Annotated in this window: 16 protein-coding genes; 6 read left to right on the top strand and 10 right to left on the bottom strand. The window is 62.2% G+C overall.

From position 1 onward, the window contains the following. Window positions 1–182 (top strand): hypothetical protein (locus Q1V51_RS12320; protein ID WP_300556782.1); only part of this gene is annotated, 182 nt, incomplete at its 5' end. A 49-nt stretch (window positions 183–231) separates the two neighbouring features. Next, window positions 232–2,280 carry a lytic transglycosylase domain-containing protein gene (locus tag Q1V51_RS12325; RefSeq protein WP_300556784.1) on the top strand — a complete coding sequence of 683 codons (2,049 nt, stop codon included), beginning with the start codon at window positions 232–234 and terminating at the stop codon, window positions 2,278–2,280. On the opposite strand, the gene Q1V51_RS12330 is transcribed toward Q1V51_RS12325, so the two are convergent. Continuing rightward, entirely contained in the window at window positions 2,277–3,275 is a 999-nt protein-coding gene (locus Q1V51_RS12330) for a threonine/serine dehydratase (RefSeq protein ID WP_300556786.1), read from the bottom strand. The genes Q1V51_RS12325 and Q1V51_RS12330 overlap by 4 nt on opposite strands. Window positions 3,276–3,427: 152 nt before the next feature. On the opposite strand from Q1V51_RS12330, the gene Q1V51_RS12335 reads away from it, so the two are divergent. From Q1V51_RS12335 to Q1V51_RS12345, 3 genes are all read left to right on the top strand, one after another. Next, window positions 3,428–5,071: a long-chain-fatty-acid--CoA ligase gene (locus Q1V51_RS12335; protein WP_366522748.1), complete on the top strand. Its 1,644-nt coding sequence runs from the start codon at window positions 3,428–3,430 to the stop codon at window positions 5,069–5,071. Between the two features lie 210 nt (window positions 5,072–5,281). Next, window positions 5,282–5,470 carry a superinfection immunity protein gene (locus tag Q1V51_RS12340; protein WP_300556790.1) on the top strand — a complete coding sequence of 63 codons (189 nt, stop codon included), beginning with the start codon at window positions 5,282–5,284 and terminating at the stop codon, window positions 5,468–5,470. 134 nt (window positions 5,471–5,604) lie between these two features. Next, the gene (locus tag Q1V51_RS12345; RefSeq protein ID WP_300556792.1) at window positions 5,605–6,168 is read left to right on the top strand and encodes a DUF4287 domain-containing protein; all 564 of its coding nucleotides are present in this window, start codon (window positions 5,605–5,607) and stop codon (window positions 6,166–6,168) included. Here Q1V51_RS12345 and Q1V51_RS12350 read toward each other — a convergent pair. The 5 genes from Q1V51_RS12350 to kbl all read right to left on the bottom strand — a co-directional run bounded on the left by Q1V51_RS12350 (window position 6,165) and on the right by kbl (window position 10,339). Beyond that, window positions 6,165–6,836, bottom strand: a complete 672-nt coding sequence (locus Q1V51_RS12350) for a nitroreductase family protein (protein WP_300556794.1) — start codon at window positions 6,834–6,836, stop codon at window positions 6,165–6,167. The genes Q1V51_RS12345 and Q1V51_RS12350 overlap by 4 nt on opposite strands. 2 nt (window positions 6,837–6,838) lie before the next feature. Then, complete coding sequence (gene tdh / locus Q1V51_RS12355) at window positions 6,839–7,867, bottom strand: L-threonine 3-dehydrogenase (RefSeq protein WP_300556796.1); 1,029 nt, start codon at window positions 7,865–7,867, stop codon at window positions 6,839–6,841. An 18-nt stretch (window positions 7,868–7,885) separates the two neighbouring features. Beyond that, on the bottom strand, window positions 7,886–8,563 hold the full coding sequence (locus Q1V51_RS12360) for a hypothetical protein (protein ID WP_300556798.1): 678 nt from the start codon (window positions 8,561–8,563) through the stop codon (window positions 7,886–7,888). A gap of 81 nt (window positions 8,564–8,644) precedes the next feature. Next, window positions 8,645–9,031 (bottom strand): hypothetical protein, encoded by a 387-nt coding sequence (locus Q1V51_RS12365; protein WP_300556800.1) that lies wholly within the window; start codon window positions 9,029–9,031, stop codon window positions 8,645–8,647. Between the two features lie 105 nt (window positions 9,032–9,136). Next, on the bottom strand, window positions 9,137–10,339 hold the full coding sequence (gene kbl, locus Q1V51_RS12370) for a glycine C-acetyltransferase (RefSeq protein WP_300556802.1): 1,203 nt from the start codon (window positions 10,337–10,339) through the stop codon (window positions 9,137–9,139). Window positions 10,340–10,690: 351 nt separating this feature from the next. Between kbl and Q1V51_RS12375 the strand changes: the two genes are divergently transcribed. Continuing rightward, a complete protein-coding gene (locus Q1V51_RS12375; RefSeq protein ID WP_300556804.1) occupies window positions 10,691–12,496 on the top strand; it encodes an EAL domain-containing protein in 1,806 nt (601 codons plus the stop codon). On the opposite strand, the gene hutU is transcribed toward Q1V51_RS12375, so the two are convergent. The 4 genes from hutU to hutI are packed head-to-tail and all read right to left on the bottom strand — an operon-like array spanning window position 12,493 to window position 17,694. Then, the gene (gene hutU / locus Q1V51_RS12380) at window positions 12,493–14,163 is read right to left on the bottom strand and encodes a urocanate hydratase (RefSeq protein WP_300556806.1); all 1,671 of its coding nucleotides are present in this window, start codon (window positions 14,161–14,163) and stop codon (window positions 12,493–12,495) included. The genes Q1V51_RS12375 and hutU overlap by 4 nt on opposite strands. Beyond that, window positions 14,160–14,972: an N-formylglutamate deformylase gene (gene hutG, locus Q1V51_RS12385; RefSeq protein WP_300556808.1), complete on the bottom strand. Its 813-nt coding sequence runs from the start codon at window positions 14,970–14,972 to the stop codon at window positions 14,160–14,162. The genes hutU and hutG overlap by 4 nt, the downstream gene beginning before the upstream one ends. After that, the gene (hutH, locus tag Q1V51_RS12390) at window positions 14,969–16,486 is read right to left on the bottom strand and encodes a histidine ammonia-lyase (RefSeq protein ID WP_300556810.1); all 1,518 of its coding nucleotides are present in this window, start codon (window positions 16,484–16,486) and stop codon (window positions 14,969–14,971) included. The genes hutG and hutH overlap by 4 nt, the downstream gene beginning before the upstream one ends. Further along, the gene (gene hutI / locus Q1V51_RS12395; protein ID WP_300556812.1) at window positions 16,483–17,694 is read right to left on the bottom strand and encodes an imidazolonepropionase; all 1,212 of its coding nucleotides are present in this window, start codon (window positions 17,692–17,694) and stop codon (window positions 16,483–16,485) included. The genes hutH and hutI overlap by 4 nt, the downstream gene beginning before the upstream one ends. Window positions 17,695–17,759: the final 65 nt, after the last annotated feature.

Consider the following 17,759-nt stretch of genomic DNA (forward strand, 5'->3'; position numbering starts at 1 on the left):
CGTTCTGCAAGCGCGGCAACCATATCTTCATCGACGGCACCGTTCTTGAAAGGCGTGACGAGCGCAGTGATGGAGCCCTTGAACATGTTTCAATCTCGAAAGCTGATTATGAGGCGGCGGACCATATCGGGGCAATCGGTCTGGGCCAAGCTTTCTCAACAAGGCTGGACAGCTGCGTCTGATTGCGGTGAAGTGATTTCGCCCCAAACCCCAGGACGCGTATTGCGAACAATGATCGCCCGTAGCCTTTCCGTGCTTGTTATGCTGGCTGTCATGGCCCCCGCCATGGCCCAGACCCCGACGCCGCGCATGCGGCCTGCTCCCGAAAACCATTCGGCCTATCTCGATGATGCCGATTTCCACCTGTTCCGCGCCGGACTGGATGCGGCCGAGGATGATCAGTGGAGTGAAGTGCGCGACGTCCGCGATCGCATTACCGACCCGGCTTCACGCTCACTCCTGTTGTGGATGATCTCCCTGAATGATCCCCGCGCGACTTTCCCGGAACTCGACATGGCCCTGCGCGAGCTGGACAACTGGCCGCGTGACAGCTTCATCCGCTCCGAGGCCGAATCCAAGATTTCCACCTCCGGCCTGTCGGCGCCGTTCATCGTCAGCTGGTTTGAGAACAACCCTCCGGTCACCGGGCGGGGTCGTATCGCCCATGCCGAGGCCCTCTTGGACATGGGCCGGGTTGATGAAGGTGAAGCCCTCTTGCGCGAAACCTGGCGCACGGGCCGCCTGCCCCTGCCCGAGCAGCGCCGCGTCTACCGGACCCACACAGACCGCTTCACCGATGAAGACCATCTGGCGCGGGTCGACTATCTGATCTGGTCGGGCCAGCGCACAGCCGCCCGCCGTGTCGTGCCGCTACTTGAAGGCGGCAACCGCCGGGTCGCCGAGGCCCGTCTGCGCCTGGCCGGACGCCAGAGCGGTGTCGATCGCGCCGTGGACGCGGTGCCGACCAGCCTGCGCAATGATCCCGGCCTGGTTTTCGAGCGCGCCCGCTGGCGCCGCCGGTCCGGCCTGCGGGACAGCGTGCTGCCGCTGCTGCTGCAATTGCCCGATGCGCATACTGACACCAATGCGCTCGACCTCATGTGGACCGAGCGCAAGCTGATGATCCTGACACTGATCCGCGACCAGGATTACGCCACGGCCTATGAACTGGCGCGGGCGCACGGCATGGAACGTGGCGCCGATTTTGCCGATGCTGAATTCCTCGCCGGCTGGCTCGCCTTGGTCCATCTCGACCGGGCGCCCGATGCAATGGCTCATTTCCGCCAGCTGCGTGAAAACGTCTCGACGACCGTGTCGGTCTCCCGCGCCGCCTACTGGATTGCCCGCGCCGCGGACGCGATGGGCGACCCGGTCATGGCTGCGGAATATTACACCGAGGCCGGTGAACACAGCACCGCCTATTATGGCCAGCTGGCCATCGCCCAACTGGCGGGAGACGAGGCCCAGCTCACCTTCGAGGCGGACCCGGAGCCGTCGCTCGAACGCCGCAATGCGTTTGAAAACCGGCTTGAGATCCAGGCCATGCGCCGTCTCGCCGAACAGGGCGAGGACTATTACTACCGCCTGTTCAGCTATCGCATGGACGACCTGGTGGATAATCCGGAAGATGCTGTCCTTCTGGCCAGTCTGGCCAATGAATATCTCTACACCCGTCAGTCCGTGCGCGCCGCCAAGGCGGCTCGCCAGCGCGGCATGGTGTTGCCGCAAAGTGCCTATCCGACGATCGACCTGCCGCAGACCGGCGCTCAGGTGTCGCGTCCGTCCGATGAGATCGTTCACTCGGTTATCCGCCAGGAAACCGAGTTCTCCCAGCGGGCCGTCTCGGGTGCGGGCGCGCGCGGCATGATGCAGCTGATGCCGGCAACGGCGCGCCAGACCGCCCGCGAAATCGGCGAAAGTTATCGGAGCAACTGGCTCACCGATGACCTGGATTACAACCTCACTCTGGGGATGCACCATCTCGCCGAGGTGCTCGAGGAATATGACGGCAACTATGTCATGGCCCTCGCCGCCTATAATGCAGGCGGACACCGGGTGCGGCGCTGGATCCAGGACTATGGCGATCCGCGTGACCCCGATGTCGATCCGATCGACTGGGTGGAGAGCATCCCGTTCTCCGAAACACGCAATTACGTCATGCGCGTCTTGGAAAATATGCAGGTCTATCGCACCCGCCTGGCTAATGATGAGCCGGTGGCCCTGACGATCGAGGATGACTTGCGGGCCGGTTCGACGGCCGCGCCGGATCCGTCCAACTAGTCTTCGCCGCGTTCCAATGCCCGCTCGAACATCGCCCGGTCGACATTGCCGCCGGAGATGATGACGAGTGCAGTCTTACCGGCCAGGTCGACCTTGCCGGTCAGCGCTGCAGCCAACGCAACGGCGCCGCCGGGCTCGACAACGATCTTCAGATGGCGCCAGGCAAAGGCCATGGCGGCCAGAACCTCGTCATCGCTGACGGCCGTGCCGCCGGCCAGCTGGTGCGAATTGACGCGCCAGGTGAGATCGCCATGGGTCGGCGTGATGATGGCGTCGCAAATCGAGCCGGCGAGCTGGTCATTGGTCACCTTGATGCCGGTCTCGATGGTCCGCTTCATGTCATCAAAATCGACCGGCTCGGCAGCCAAGATCTGGGCGTCGGGATGGTGCTGCTTTATCGCCAGCCCGACACCGGCGATCAGACCGCCGCCGCCTGCACAGCACAGGACATGGTCCGGCACCGCTCCGGCTTCGGCCATCTGCTCGACCGCTTCAAGCCCGGCCGTACCCTGGCCGGCAATGATATATTTGTTCTCGAAAGGCGGCACCAGGGTGCGGCCCTCTTCCTTGGCGACGCGGGCCCCGATTTCCTCGCGATTCTCGCTGTAGCGGTCATAGCTGACGACTTCGCCGCCCCAGAAGCGCACGCCCTGCACCTTTACCTCCGGCGCATCGGCCGGCATCAGGATCTTGGCGTGGGAGCCCAAAAGACGGGCCGCTGCGGCAACGCCCTGGGCGTGATTGCCAGACGAATAGGCCATCACGCCGCGCTTGAGCTGATCCGCGCTCAGACGGGAAATACGGTTATAGGCTCCGCGGAATTTGAAGGAACCAGTGCGTTGGAGCGCCTCCGGCTTGACGAAGACCCTAGCCCCCGTGCGCGCATCAAGCTGGTCGTTGCGGAGCAAGGGGGTTCGCACGGCCTGACCGGCAATCTGCTTCGCAGCCTCCTCAACATCTGCGTAGACCGGGATCTCGCTTTCATCGAAGGGCATGAAGATTCTCCAAAAATTGCCTGTCGGGGGCTCTTGCCGCCAAAGCCATAAGCAATATCGTTACGCCGTGCAAAGGGATTGCGCCGCGGTGCTAGAAGCCTTTTGATAAGACAATACCAAAACGCCCAACCGGTTGAATAAAGGGGAGAGAGATGACCATGCGCGGACTCATGATGGATTGCCCGCTAATGATCTCGGACATTCTGGTCCATGCCAGCAAATGCCATGGCGACCAGGAGATTGTGACACGCCTGCCTGAGAGCGGTGAAACCCATCGCCAGAATTATCGCACCACGCATGAGCGCACCAAACAGCTCGCCAATGCGCTGATCGACGATCTCGGCATCGAGATGGGCGATGTGGTCTCCACCATCGCCTGGAACTCGCACCGCCATATCGAGCTCTATTACGGCATCTCCGGCATCGGCGCGATCGTACACACGGTCAATCCGCGTCTCGACCCCAAACAACTGATCTGGATGCTCGCCCACGCAGAAGCAAAGGCGGTCTTCTTCGATATCCAGTTTGCCCCGCTGATCGACGGCATTGCCCAGCATTGCCCGAATGTGAAGCACTGGATCCTGATGGCGGAGGATGGTCATCTCAGCGCTGTGCAGACTGAGTGCCGCAGCTATGAAAGCCTGATCGCGGCCAAATCCTCCGATTTCACCTGGCCGGTCTTCGACGAGCGCACGGCTCTGGGCCTGTGCTACACGTCCGGCACGACGGGTGACCCCAAGGGCGTTCTCTACTCCCACCGCTCCTCCATCCTGCACGCTTTGGCCTGTTCCGGCTCGGATGTGATTGGCGTCGGAGCCAGCGGTGTGCTGCTGCCGGTCGTTCCGATGTTCCACGTCAATGCCTGGGGCATCCCCTACGCGGCCCTGATGAATGGCGCCAAGCTGGTCATGCCAGGTCCGCAACTCGATGGCGAGAACCTGCACGCCATGATCGAGGAAGAGGAAGTCAGCTATGTCGCCGGCGTCCCCACCGTCTGGCTGGGTCTGCTCAACTATCTCGAGCAGAACAACAAGCGGATTGACACGATCCAGCGCGTTCTGATCGGCGGCTCGGCCCTGCCGGAAGCCCTGCTGCGCGCTTATGAGGACAAGTATGGCGTGACCATGCAGCAAGGCTGGGGCATGACCGAAATGTCCCCGCTGGGCACCGTCAACGCGGCCCTGCCCAAGCACGCCGATCTCGACCGTGAGGAAGAGATCAAGATCAAGCTCAAGCAAGGCCGCCTCGTCTTTGGTGTCGGCATGCGCATTGTCGATGATGAGGGCAAGGAACTGCCCTGGGACGGCGAGAGCTCCGGCCATGTCCAGGTCCGCGGTCCGTGGATCGCCTCGGGCTATTTCAAGGGCGCAGGCGCGGAAAGCTTCACCGAGGATGGCTGGTTCATGACCGGCGATGTCGCCTATCTCGACAGCGACGGCTTCATGACCATTACTGACCGTTCCAAGGACGTCATCAAGTCCGGCGGCGAGTGGATTTCCTCCATCGACCTGGAAAACGAGGCCATGGGCCACCCGGATGTGGAAATGGCCGCGGCTGTCGGCATGCCGCACCCGAAATGGCAGGAACGTCCGCTGCTCGTGGTCCAGGCCAAGGCCGGCGCACCAAAGGATGCGGAGAGCATTCGCGCCTTCCTCGCCGACAAGGTCGCGAAATGGTGGATCCCGGATGGTATCGAATTCATCGACGCCATGCCGATCGGTGCCACGGGTAAAATGCTCAAGACCAAGCTGCGGGAAATCTACAAGGATTACGAATTCCCGGCGGTCGACGCCTAATCATCCTAACCGCGTGACGCGACAAGAGAGCCGGCAGATCCATCTGCCGGCTCTTTTTGTGAACGTGGGCAGGCTTTCAAGGAGCGGGACGCCGATCCGTATATTCCCCCCTCCCACACCCTTGCGCCATACCGCACCCGCTCCTACATTCATATCGTAATTCGATAAGGACCAGGACGGCGACGGGCCTGGGTAGAGACAGGAACAGGAATGGGACCGGAAATTGTCATCGTCAGCTTTCTCTTCGGCTTCTTGCCGACGCTGATTGCGCTGCTTCGCGGCCACGACAATACGTTCGCGATCTTCCTGACCAATCTGCTCTTGGGCTGGACCGGCATTGGCTGGGTCATCGCCCTGATCTGGTCCTTCACAGCCATCCGCTCGCGCGTGCGGTCATAGCCCGGCGTCCCCTCCCCGCCGGATAAAACAGACAAACGCGTCTCCTCCCCAAGGACGGAGCACCCGGGCCAACCTCACGGCCCGGGTGTTCTCGTTTGGGAGCTCTGCTAGGCTGGGATGTATCGGAGGCCCCAATGAGCACAGACACCAAACACAGCGCCCTGGAGAGCATGATCGCCAACATGCCGGAGAAGACCGGCAAAAGCCTGGACGAATGGCTGGCTCTACTGGGCCCCGTTGGAGACCGCAAGCATGGCGAGTTGTTGAAACAGCTCAAGGGCGAGCATGGTTTGAGCCATGGCTATGCCAATCTCGTCGCTCACACCGCGCGAGACAGCTTGTCCAATGACCAGCCGGACGACCCGGTCGCCGCACAGTATAACGGCAAGGAAACCCTGAAACCGGTCTACGAGGCCCTGATCAAACTCGTCGAGGACTTCGGCAATGATGTCGAGATCTCGCCCAAGAAAGCCTATGTCAGCCTGCGCCGGGCCAAGCAGTTCGCCGTGCTGCAACCCTCGACCAAGTCCCGTCTCGATGTCGGCATCAAGCTCAAGGATGTCGAGCCAGAGGGACGCCTGGAAGCCTCAGGCAGCTTCAATGCCATGGTCACCCACCGCGTCCGCACCTCGAGCCTTGATGACATCGACGCCGATCTGAAGGCCTGGCTAAAAGCGGCCTATGACGCAGCGGGCTAGACCCAGCTGGAAATATCCTCGAGGGATTTCTTGATCAGCGCGTGCTCGGGCACGGTGGCATCCTGCGTCGGATGACCGGCGACGATCAGCATGTAAGCTTTCTCGTCGAGCGGCCGCTCGCAGACCTCGTTGAGGAAGCGCATCGGATTGGGCGTATGGGTCAACGTCACCAGACCGGCCTGGTGCAGGGCTGCGAGCATGAAACCGCAGGCGATGCCGACGCTTTCATTGATGTAGTAATTCTTCTTGCTGTCCTCGACCGACACCCCGCCGCGCTTTTGCGCAAAGACGGCGATGATCACCGGCGCGGTTTCCAGGAAGGGCTTGTCGGCGTCGGTGCCGAGCGGTCTGAGCGCTTCAAGCCATTCATCGCCGGCCTTGCCCTCGTAGAAAGCCCGTTCCTCGGCCTCTGCAGCCTCGCGCAACGCCTTGCGCTTGTCCGCATCGACGATGACGGAGAAGTGCCAGGGCTGATGGTTGGCGCCCGAGGGTGCAGAACCGGCTGCCTGGATCGCTTGCTCAATGATCGCCCGGTCGACCGGCCGGTCATCGAAATCGCGGACCGTGCGGCGACGTTTCAAGTCCTGCGTGAAATCGGTGATCCGCGACAGCATCTGCTCCGGCGGATAATCGACCACGTTTTGCAGCGGTACGCGTTTTTCGGACATGACTACCCCCAGTCCAGAATGACTTTGCCGGACTTGCCCGACCGCATCGCGTCAAAGCCCTTCTGGAATTCGTCGGCGCCATAGCGATGCGTGATCACGCGGCTGACATCGAGACCACTCTCGAGCATGGCGATCATCTTGTACCAGGTCTCGAACATCTCACGCCCATAGACGCCTTTCAGCGTGATGGCCTTGAGGACCAGCTGCCCGAAATCCACCGGGATCGGCTTGGCGGGCAGGCCGAGCATGGCGATCTTGCCGCCCATGATCATATTGTCGAGCATGGATTTGAAGGCTGGCTCAGCGCCGGACATTTCCAGGCCGACATCAAAACCCTCGCTCATTTTCAGCTCGCGCATCACGTCTTTCAGGTCTTCCCGGGAGACATCGACGGTTCGGATATTCGGCGCGACCTGGCTGGCTAGGTGCAGGCGGTGGGTATTGATATCGGTCAGCACGACATGGCGCGCACCGACATGGCGGGCGATGGCGGCGGCCATGATGCCAATCGGCCCCGCGCCGGTGATCAGCACGTCTTCCCCGATCAGGTCGAATTTCAGCGCCGTGTGCACCGCATTGCCGAGCGGGTCGAGAATTGAACCGAGCTCATCGGTCACCGCTTCGGGCAGCGGCACGACATTGAAGGCCGGCAGTTTGAGATATTCGGCGAACGCACCGGGGGCATCGACACCAATGCCACGGGTTTCCGGGTCGAGGTGAAAACGGCCGGCACGCACCGCGCGGGACTTGTCGCCGACCACATGACCTTCACCGGACACGCGCTGGCCGACCTTGACCCGTTTCACATTACCGCCGACCTCAACGATCTCGCCGGCATATTCATGCCCGACCACCATCGGGGTCGGGACATGCTTTTGCGCCCAGTCATCCCAGTTATAGATATGGATATCTGTGCCGCAGATGGCGGTCTTGCGAATCTTGATGAGAACGTCGTCCGGTCCGATCTGCGGGACCGGCTCATCGCTCATCCAGATGCCTTCTTCAGGCTTGGCCTTCACCAGCGCTTTCATGGGGATCTCCCGCCATTCCTATTTTCCGGCGCGAAGATAGACGATTGCGATCACAGGAAAAGAGAGCATTGCAACAACAAGCAGCGGATAGGTCATGGCCATGACACTGCCATCGGGCTGGGTGAGCCAGCCGATGACAATCGGTACCGCCCCCAGAACCGGAAACAACGCCAACATGCGGCGCTTTTCGAGAAACAGGACGAGGCTCATCCAGACCATATAGCCGGCGATTGCCCACCATTTGATCCAGCTGTGCGAGTTGAGGGCATCGAGGCGCTCGGTCGGGTCAGCACCGGCCTCCAGGTCAGCCAGGATGCGATTGGCCACTTCATTCTCGGCGAGGTCGGCGCCGATGACGAACAGTGCGGTCAGCGTTCCGACCCAGGCCAGGTGCACGCCACGCAGACCAAGCGCGGTGAACAGGCAGGCCGCCAGACCGGCAAAGGCGAAGGGGAAATACATGTCATAGGCCTGGACCTGCATCAGATATTCGCGCAAGGCCGCCCCCGCGTCTCCGGTGATGAAGGCGAGGTCATCCAGCGATTGGGCGAAGTAGAGCGCCAGAATCTCGCGCTCATGGCCATTGGGCAGAGGCTCAGCGCCGGCAGGCGCGGGCTGCCCCATCATATAGGCCAGAACCAGAGCGGCCACGGTCAGGGCCAGACTAAGCAGCAAGAAGATGCGTGAAAGTGACATCGAACCTCTCCCGGGGTTTCCCCGACGCTCCCATGCGAAACGGGCGGAGGCAAGCCCCGCCCGTTGGTCAGCTTATCGCTTTCAGCGCGCGATCGGCCGTGAGGCCTCCAGGATCGGCAACCCCGCCTCGGTGGGGATATAGATCACATCCTGACCGTTCTCGCCGAGCGACTGGATCCAGAGATAGCGCAGATATCCTTCGGGCCCGCCAAGACCCTCCGCAACAATCGAGTTGGCTTCCGCGACACCGCGGGCCCGGGCGACTTCAGCCTCGGCATTGAGCTCTTCTGCCTCGAGCCGGGCCTGTGCCTCCAGCACGGCAATGCGGCGGTTTTGCTCGGCGCGCACCAGCTCGGCCCGTCCGGCCAGCTCCTGTTGCCAGACGCCATATTGCGGCAAGCCCCACAAGGCGCCGCCAATCAGGGCCACTGCGGCCACGCTCAAGGTGATGATAGAACCCGTCTTCATACAGCTCTCCTGTTTGCGCGCGGGGAATTACCCACGCGATGGCAACAGGTTAGCGACTTCGCAGCCGCACAATAGAAGGAATGGCGTCGTAAGAATCCGGGGTCCCTATATGACCCCGAGTTCCTTGCCGACCTTGGTGAAAGCGGCCACGGCGCGATCGATCATTTCCGGTGTGTGGGCAGCCGACATCTGCGTGCGGATGCGCGCCTTGCCCTTGGGCACCACCGGGTAGAAGAAGCCGATCACATAAACGCCCTCATCCATCAGCTTGGATGCCATTTTCTGACTCAGCGCCGCATCACCCAGCATGACCGGGATGATCGGGTGTTCGCCTGGCAGAAGGTCAAAACCGGCGGCGCTCATGCCGGCACGGAAGCGCTTGGCATTGTCCTGCAGCCGGGCGCGCAGATCATCGCCCTGCTCGACCATGTCCAGCGCTTTCAGCGACGCTCCGACGATGGACGGGGCCAGCGAATTGGAGAACAGATAGGGCCGCGAACGCTGACGCAGCATGTCGATGATTTCCTTGCGCGCAGCCGTGAAGCCACCCATGGCCCCGCCGAGCGCCTTGCCCAACGTACCGGTGATGATGTCGATCTCGCCGAGAACACCACAATGCTCCGGCGTGCCGCGGCCCTTGGCGCCCATGAACCCGTGGGCATGACAATCATCGACCATGGTCAGCGCATCATATTGCTTGGCCAACGCCACAATGGATTTGAGATCGGCGATATAGCCGTCCATTGAAAACACACCGTCAGTGACGATCAGGATGTGTCGCGCGCCATCGGCCCGGGCCTGTTTGAGCAGAGCCTCCAGGTCGGCCATGTCGGAATTGGCATAGCGATAGCGTTTGGCTTTGCACAAGCGGACGCCATCAATGATGGAGGCGTGATTGAGCGCATCGGAGATGATTGCGTCTTCCGGCCCGAGCAGCGGCTCGAACACGCCGCCATTGGCGTCAAAGGCCGCCGCGTAGAGGATCGCATCCTCGCAGCCGGTAAAGGCGGCGATCTTGGCTTCCAGCTGTTTGTGAATGTCCTGCGTACCGCAGATGAAGCGCACTGAGGCGACACCGAAACCGTGCGTGTCCAGGGTCGCCTTGGCCGCGTCAATCAGCTCCGGGCGATTGGCCAGGCCGAGATAGTTGTTGGCGCAGAAATTGATGACATGGCTGTCCTTACCGTCTTCGCGCACATCGATTTCGGAAAACTGCTCGGAGGTGATGACCCGCTCGCGCTTGTACAGCCCGTCCGCTTCGATCTGCTTCAGTTCGCCGGCGAGAAAATCATAGAAGGCAGAGGACATGGGTTCGCTCCAAATCGGGCCAAAACAGTTTGGTCTGCGCCCCTTCTATTCAGACCGGTAGCGCTTGTCATCCCGGTTGGATGTGAGACACGGCGAGGCACTACCCGATGTGATCGCTCATATCGTATGACTAGGTTTTTCCTCGCCCTTAAGCCGTTCCGGTTAAGCCTGTGGACAATAAGAATGAGTGGGGCATGGCGTGAAAGCCAGCGAGCGGAACGCACAAATCCAGGACGAACTCGTCACCACCTTCCGTCCCATCGTGAATGGCGCGGGCCTGGTCGGCATGGCATTTTTCGCGTTCAACGCTGTCAACGCTTTGCGTTCTCTGACGGCCTTGGGCAGATTGTTATGGGCCCGCTGGCGATCTTTTTCTGTCTGGCCAGCGGCGCGATGTGGTTGTGGACCCGTAAGCATCGCACCGCGTTTGAACTTGAAATCTGCAGCGCCGTCATTTGTAGCGCCTTGTTCTCCAACACTCTGATCCACCTGTTGGTCGGATTTGAGGCGGAGAACCTGATGTATTTCGCCATCATGATGCCGGCCTTCGCCATGATGACACCCAATCTGCGGATCGCCATATTCTGGACGGTGCTGTGCGTCGGCGCCATGCTCGTCATTGTGCATATCAACCTTCCGAGCATGTTCACCGAATATGTCTCGGTCGGTATTGCCGGCGCTCTGGGCGCTGCCGGCGCGACGACCCTGGTGCGCGGGGCCATCTTCAACGCGGTCTCCGCTCGTCTTGAAGCAGTCAAGGAGCGCGAAGAAGCATTGCGCATCTCGGTCAAGGACACGCTCACCGCCCTGCCCAACCGGCGCAGCTTCTTCGATGCATTTGAAGACCGCCTCGACGGGCTGCGCGAGGACGGGCGCAAATTCCTTCTCATCCTGATCGACCTGGACGGGTTCAAGCCGGTCAATGATGTTTACGGGCACAGCACTGGTGATGACTTGCTGCGGGCGGTGTCCGGGCGGCTGCTGGCGGCCAGCCCTCGCGGCGCCATGGTGGCGCGCCTCGGCGGCGATGAATTTGCCCTGCTGGCCGACCACCGGGCCCAGACCAATGAGGTCCGGCGCATCGCCTCCCGTCTCGTCGACGCGCTGGCCCTGCCCTATTCGCTGCCGGCCGGAGTCGTACGGATTTCCGGGTCGGCCGGCGTCTATGTCTGCGATCGTGGCGAGCTGGAATGCAGCGCCATGATCGAGCGCGCTGACCACGCGCTCTACCGCGCCAAGAATGCGCGTCCGGGGGAAGCCGTGGTCTTCTCCGACCTGGATGAGGTGGACCTGGCCAATGTGAACCATGTCGACCGCTGTCTGCGTCAGGCCGATCTGGAAAAGGAAATGTCGCTGGTCTTCCAGCCGCAATTCGATCTGGTCAACCAACGGGTCTCCGGGTTCGAGGCACTCGGCCGCTGGAACAGCGCCCAGCTCGGCGCGGTCCCCCCGAGCATTTTTATCGCCGCCGCTGAACGGACCACGCAGATGAGCCGGGTTACCCATATTCTGCTCGGCAAGGCGCTCAAGGCGATGGAAAGCCTGCCAAAGGACGCACGGCTCGCGATCAACCTGTCGGCTCACGATCTGATGTCGGAATCCAATGTCCAGAAAATCGCCGAACAGATCCGTCTGAGCGGTGTCGATGCATCGCGGCTGGAGCTGGAGATCACCGAGACCGCCATGCTCGACGACCAGGACTTCGCCGCCCGCTCGCTCGGCGAGCTACAGGCGTGTGGTGTCTCTATCGCCCTGGATGATTTCGGATCTGGCTATTCCAACTTCAGCTATCTGCAGCGCCTGCACGTCTCCAAGTTGAAAATCGACCGCAGCTTCGTCAAACCGCTGATGAGCGAGGCGTCCGCGGCCAAGATCCTGCGCACGCTGATCTCGCTGTCGAAATCACTCAACATGGAATGCGTGGTGGAAGGCATCGAGAAACCGGAAGAGATGGCCTACGCCACCGCCTTCGGCGCCCGCTACCTGCAGGGCTTCCTGCTCGCCAAGCCGATGCCGGCCGAAGAGGTGCCGGACTTCATGGCCAGGGTCCCGGCCTGGATCGAGCAGATGCGGGACCAGGTTGGCGAGGTGGATATCGATGCGGCCATGCCGCAGCCTGCACTCAACCTGTCAACAATCCGGCGGGCCCAGTCCTAGTCCACTGACGGCAAATCAAGACCCTGCTCGCGCGCGCAGTCCAGGGCGATGTCATATCCGGCATCGGCATGACGCATGACGCCGGTCGCCGGATCATTCCACAACACCCGCTCGACCCGCTTGGCCGCCGCCTCGCTGCCATCGCACAGCACGACCTGGCCGGAGTGCATGGAATAGCCCATGCCGACCCCACCGCCATGATGCAGCGAAACCCAGGTGGCGCCGGACGCGGTATTGAGCAGAGCGTTCAGCAACGGCCAGTCTGCCACGGCATCGGAGCCGTCCTTCATCGCCTCGGTTTCGCGATTGGGTGAAGCCACCGAGCCACTGTCGAGATGATCGCGACCGATCACCACCGGTGCAGACAACTCGCCCTTGGCCACCATCTCATTGAAAGCCAGTCCCAGACGGTGACGATCACCCAGTCCCACCCAGCAGATTCGCGCCGGCAGGCCCTGGAACTGGATCCGCTCGCGCGCCATGTCGAGCCAGCGGTGCAGATGCGTGTCGTGCGGCATCAGCTCCTTCACCTTGGCGTCGGTCTTGTAGATATCTTCAGGGTCGCCGGACAGGGCGGCCCAGCGGAAGGGCCCGACCCCGCGACAGAAAAGCGGGCGGATATAGGCCGGTACGAAACCAGGGAAGTCGAAAGCGTTCTCAACGCCCTCATCCTGAGCCATCTGGCGGATGTTATTACCGTAATCGAGGGTCGGGATGCCCTGTTTCCAGAACGCCAGCATGGCGCGGACATGCACCGCCATGGATTTCTTGGCCGCGGCCTCGACCTCCTCCGGAGCAGTTTCACGCTTGGCATCCCACTCCTCCAGCGTCCAGCCGGCCGGCAGATAGCCATTGACCGGATCGTGGGCCGATGTCTGGTCGGTGACCATGTCGGGATGCTCGCCGCGACGCACCAGCTCCGGGAAGACCTCAGCCGCATTGCCCAGAAGGCCGACCGAAATCGCCTCGCCGCGGGCACAGGCGGTCTTGATCATCTCCAGCGCCTCGTCGAGCGTATCGGCGCGCTTGTCGAGATAGCCGGTCTTGAGCCGCATCTCGATCCGGCTGGGCTGGCATTCCACCGCCAGCATGCAGGCCCCGGCCATGGTCGCAGCCAGCGGCTGGGCCCCGCCCATGCCGCCAAGCCCGCCGGTCAGGATCCACTTGCCGCTCAGATCACCGTCATAATGCTGCCGCCCGGCCTCAACGAAGGTCTCGTATGTACCCTGCACAATGCCCTGGCTGCCGATATAGATCCAAGACCCGGCCGTCATCTGGCCGTACATCATCAGGCCCGCCTTATCGAGCTCACGGAAATGCTCCCAATTGGCCCAGCCGGGTACGAGGTTGGAATTGGCGATCAGCACCCGCGGCGCGTCGGCATGGGTGCGGAACACGCCGACCGGCTTGCCGGACTGGACCAGGAGCGTCTCGTCTTCCTTGAGCCGTTTCAGTGCGGCAACAATCCGGTCAAAGCTCTCCCAGTCCCGGGCGGCACGGCCAATCCCGCCATAGACGACGAGTTCTTCCGGTTTCTCGGCGACCTCCGGATCGAGATTATTCATCAGCATGCGCAAGGGCGCCTCAGCCCCCCAGTGCAAGGCTTCCAGCTCGCGGCCATGTTTGGCGCGAATGATACGGGCATTGTCGAGACGGGTTCCGCTCATGATGAAGCTCCGGCATGAAATTCGGCCGCGGCATCAAGCGCGGCGCTGATAATGGAATTGAGTACGGGACGCAGTCGGGCGGCCTTGGCCGGATCGAACGCGTATCCGGGGGCGCCGCCCATATAGGCGTTTTGGCCGATCTCCATTTGCAGGGCGTGGACGCCCAACTCCGGCCGGCCATAGTGGCGGGTGATCCAGCCGCCCTTGAAACGGCCATTGCTGACCGAGGAGAAATCCGTGGCCGCCTGCATCATTCGGACGGCCTCGGCTTCGATGACGGGCGCGCAACTGGCGCCGGAATTGGTCCCGAGATTGAGATCAGGCAAGCCGCCCTCGAACAGGCGCGGCACTTCACTCGCGATCGAGTGCGCATCCCACAGGAACGCATAGCCATGACGTGACCGGGCCCGCTCAAGCGCGCGCTCAAGCGCGGCGTGATAAGGCTCGAAATAATCGCGCTTGCGGGCCTCGGTCTCGACTGTATCGGGTGCCTCGCCATCCCGATAGATGGGCTCGCCGTCAAAACGGGCCACGGGTACAAGAGCAGTCGTGGCCTGGCCCGGATAGAGCGACTGGCCGGACGGGTCCCTGTTTAGATCGATGACATAACGGGAATACTCGGCGGCAATAATGGTGGCATTGAGCGGTGCCAGGAAATCATAGAGCTCCGGAATGTGCCAATCGGTATCCGGCAGCGCCCGAGCTTCGGGGCTCAAGCGCTGCTCGAGCCCGGGCGAAAGCTTGAGCCCTGAATGGGGCATGGAGACCACCAGCGGGCCGCCTCCGATGTGTTCGGTCACCACCATCATTGCACCGCACCGGGAAGACCGCGCACCATCGCAGCCGCGCCGATCAGTGCCTTGGCGGCCTCCAGGTCCGGCGCGAGATAGCGATCATCACCCAAATGCGGGATTTCACCGCGCACCTGGTCATGAACGGTGCAGAGCACCGGCGAGCTCTTCAACGGAGCGTGGAAATCAAGTGCCTGGGCAGCCACAATCAATTCGATCCCGAGCACGCCGCGCAGATTGTCCGCCATGTCCAGCAGCCGCCTGGCCCCATGCGTCGCCATGGAGACGTGGTCTTCCTGGTTGGCACTGGTGGGGATGCTGTCCACGCTGGCGGGATAGGCACGCTGCTTGTTTTCCGACACCAGGGCAGCCGCCGTGACATGGGCAATCATATAGCCGGAATTCAGCCCCGGCTCCGGAGACAGGAAGGCCGGCAGACGGCTCTGGCTGGCATCCGTCAGCAAGGCGATGCGGCGCTCTGACAATGATCCGATTTCTGCCGCCGCCAGGGCCAGCTGATCGGCCGCAAAGGCAACCGGCTCGGCATGGAAATTACCGCCGGAGAGCGCTTCATCCTGACCGGGGAAGATCAGCGGGTTATCGGTGACTGCATTAGCCTCGGCATGAAGGACACCGGCGGCGGACCGCATCAGGTCGAGGACCGCGCCCATAACCTGGGGCTGACAACGCAGGCAGTAAGGATCCTGGACCTTTTCGCAATCGGCATGCGAGCCGAGAATTTCACTGTGCTCCAGCAGGCTGCGTATGCCGGCCGCTGTTTCTATCTGTCCCGGCTGTCCGCGCAGCGCGTGAATTCGGGCATCGAACGGTACCATAGAGCCCTTCGCGGCATCGACGCTGAGGGCGCCGCAGACCAGGGCATTGCTGAAAGCGGTATCGATCTCAAACAGGCCAGCCAGAGCCAGGGCAGTCGAAACCTGGGTGCCATTGAGCAAAGCCAGGCCTTCCTTGGGCGCCAGCTCTACCGGTTCGAGCCCAGCCGCGTTGAGAGCCTTACCCGCCGGCATCCGCGTGCCGCGATAGAAGACTTCGCCGCCGCCCATCAGGGCCAGCGACATGTGCGCGAGCGGCGCCAGGTCACCGGAGGCGCCGACCGAACCTTTTTCCGGGATCAGCGGGAGGATATCGGCATCAGCCATGGCCTGAAGCGCCATAAGGGTCGACCAGCGTATGCCAGACGCCCCGCGGCCGAGACTGGCCAGCTTGAGCGCCATGATCAGGCGAACAATGGCCGCCGGCAAAGGCTCTCCGAGCCCGACCGCATGGGACTCCACCAGGCGCTGTTGCAGCAGACCCAGTTGATCGGCGGCAATGCGCGTATGTGCCAGTTTTCCGAAACCGGTATTGAGGCCATAGACGGTCCGGCCGGAGGCAATCAGCCGCTCTACGCTGGCCGCAGAGGCATCGACATCGGTTTTCGCCGCCTCGGCCAGCGTAAATCCTGCGCCGAGGAAAATCTCCCGCCAGTTCGCCAGCGCCATCGCACCGGGCTTGATCACAACCTGGCTCATTGCCACTCCCCATTGAGAATTCGAGCATGCAGCGGGCGGTGTCCGACCCACTGGATAAGTTCTGCCGGCCGGTCGATATCCCAGACCGCCAGATCGGCGCGTTTGCCGGTTTCAAGTGTCCCGATCTCGCGCTCCAGCCCGAGGGCGCGCGCAGCTTCCCGGGTGATGCCCGCTAACGCCTCTTCAACTGTCAGGCCGAACAGCGTGCAGGCCATGTTGGCGGCGGTCAGCAATGACAGGAGTGGCGAGGAACCGGGATTGGCATCGGTCGCCACCGCCATACAGACACCTTTTGCGCGCAGCACAGCGATCGGCGGCAGCTGCGTTTCGCGCAGCGTGTAGAAGGCCCCCGGCAAGAGCACAGCCACGCTGCCGGCCTTTGCCATCGCCGCGACGCCCTCTTTGCTGGTGTATTCAAGATGATCGGCAGACAAGGCGTCAAAACCGGCTGCCAGGGCCGCACCACCACAATCGCTGAACTGGTCGGCATGCAGTTTCACCGGCAGGCCGGCCTCCCGTGCCGCCTCGAAAACACGGCGGGTCTGCTCAGCCGAAAAGGCGATGGTTTCGCAATAGGCATCAACCGCGTCGGCAAGACCTTCGCGCGCTGCTTCACGGATCAGGGGCAGGCAGACTTCGTCGATATAGGCATCGGACCGGCCGGCGTATTCTGCCGGGACCGCATGAGCGGCGAGGAGCGTCGTCACCACCCGCAGCCCGGAGGCCCGGCCGCAAGCGCGGGCTGCCTTGAGCATGGCGAGCTCGCTTTCGAACTCGAGACCATAACCCGACTTGATCTCAACTGTCCCCACACCCTCACGGGCGAGCGGGTCGAGCCGGGTCAGCGCCGCTGCAGCGAGCTCAGCCGCATCGGCCCGGCGGGTTTCGCTGACCGTGCGCGCGATCCCGCCGCCGGAACGCGCAATGTCCTCATAGCTCTCGCCCTGTAGCCGGCGGGCATATTCATCCGAACGGTCGCCGGCAAAGACGATATGGGTGTGGCAATCCACCAGGGCGGGCGTCACCCAGCGGCCCTCAAGGTCCACAGTTTCGCTGACATCCACCGGAGCCTCGCTGCGCGGCCCGACATAGGCGATGCGGTCACCGGCGATACCGAGAGCGCCATCATGCACTTCGTGCAGCTTGCCACTCTCTTCGGACACCATGGTCGCGAGCTTGGCGTTGATCAGCAATTTATCCAGACGCATGGGGCAGTCCCGGCTTGGCTTTATTTGTATATGCAAATAATAAGAAGTCGGAGCGCTGTCCACTG

The organism is Maricaulis sp. (genome assembly GCF_030149235.1).
Taxonomy (GTDB): domain Bacteria; phylum Pseudomonadota; class Alphaproteobacteria; order Caulobacterales; family Maricaulaceae; genus Maricaulis.

Excerpts from the sequence above, each read along its gene's own strand:
- Q1V51_RS12345 (WP_300556792.1), top strand. The coding sequence starts at position 5,605 with ATGAGCACAGACACCAAACACAGCGCCCTGGAGAGCATGATCGCCAAC.
- kbl (WP_300556802.1), bottom strand. The coding sequence starts at position 10,339 with ATGTCCTCTGCCTTCTATGATTTTCTCGCCGGCGAACTGAAGCAGATC.
- hutH (WP_300556810.1), bottom strand. The coding sequence starts at position 16,486 with ATGAGCCAGGTTGTGATCAAGCCCGGTGCGATGGCGCTGGCGAACTGG.
- Q1V51_RS12375 (WP_300556804.1), top strand. The coding sequence starts at position 10,691 with ATGGGCCCGCTGGCGATCTTTTTCTGTCTGGCCAGCGGCGCGATGTGG.
- Q1V51_RS12350 (WP_300556794.1), bottom strand. The coding sequence starts at position 6,836 with ATGTCCGAAAAACGCGTACCGCTGCAAAACGTGGTCGATTATCCGCCG.
- Q1V51_RS12335 (WP_366522748.1), top strand. The coding sequence starts at position 3,428 with ATGACCATGCGCGGACTCATGATGGATTGCCCGCTAATGATCTCGGAC.
- tdh (WP_300556796.1), bottom strand. The coding sequence starts at position 7,867 with ATGAAAGCGCTGGTGAAGGCCAAGCCTGAAGAAGGCATCTGGATGAGC.
- Q1V51_RS12365 (WP_300556800.1), bottom strand. The coding sequence starts at position 9,031 with ATGAAGACGGGTTCTATCATCACCTTGAGCGTGGCCGCAGTGGCCCTG.
- Q1V51_RS12330 (WP_300556786.1), bottom strand. The coding sequence starts at position 3,275 with ATGCCCTTCGATGAAAGCGAGATCCCGGTCTACGCAGATGTTGAGGAG.
- hutG (WP_300556808.1), bottom strand. The coding sequence starts at position 14,972 with ATGATGGTGGTGACCGAACACATCGGAGGCGGCCCGCTGGTGGTCTCC.
- hutI (WP_300556812.1), bottom strand. The coding sequence starts at position 17,694 with ATGCGTCTGGATAAATTGCTGATCAACGCCAAGCTCGCGACCATGGTG.
- Q1V51_RS12325 (WP_300556784.1), top strand. The coding sequence starts at position 232 with ATGATCGCCCGTAGCCTTTCCGTGCTTGTTATGCTGGCTGTCATGGCC.
- Q1V51_RS12360 (WP_300556798.1), bottom strand. The coding sequence starts at position 8,563 with ATGTCACTTTCACGCATCTTCTTGCTGCTTAGTCTGGCCCTGACCGTG.
- hutU (WP_300556806.1), bottom strand. The coding sequence starts at position 14,163 with ATGAGCGGAACCCGTCTCGACAATGCCCGTATCATTCGCGCCAAACAT.
- Q1V51_RS12340 (WP_300556790.1), top strand. The coding sequence starts at position 5,282 with ATGGGACCGGAAATTGTCATCGTCAGCTTTCTCTTCGGCTTCTTGCCG.